The organism is Enterobacter cloacae complex sp. S3 (assembly GCF_014930495.1).
Taxonomy (GTDB): domain Bacteria; phylum Pseudomonadota; class Gammaproteobacteria; order Enterobacterales; family Enterobacteriaceae; genus Enterobacter; species Enterobacter asburiae_B.
Genome location: NZ_JADBRD010000126.1, coordinates 1 through 352, shown reverse-complemented (window position 1 = coordinate 352; position 352 = coordinate 1). Strand labels below are relative to the sequence as shown.

The following is a 352-nucleotide window of genomic DNA, read 5'->3' as shown; positions in this document are numbered from 1 at the left end:
CACCTGGCCACAGCCATTGGTACACAAGCAGTGATGCACTTGAACCGACGGGTGCGTTTCTTCTCCACCGTGGATTTGGTCAATGCACTGGAGCAAGAGAAATCATCTGGGCGTCAGGGACAAATCGCAAACCGTCTGTTGTATGCCGATTTGGTGATTCTGGATGAGCTGGGATATTTGCCTTTTAGCCAAACCGGTGGGGCACTGCTGTTTCACCTGCTCTCAAAGCTGTACGAAAAAACCAGCGTGATACTGACCACCAACTTGAGCTTCTCGGAATGGAGCCGAGTGTTTGGCGATGAAAAGATGACAACAGCGTTGTTGGACCGACTAACCCACCACTGCCACATCC

Annotated in this window: 1 pseudogene; it reads left to right on the top strand. The window is 51.4% G+C overall.

The features are described from left to right. Positions 1–352, top strand: a pseudogene (istB, locus tag IM317_RS23800) (IS21-like element IS1326 family helper ATPase IstB); the annotation flags it as partial.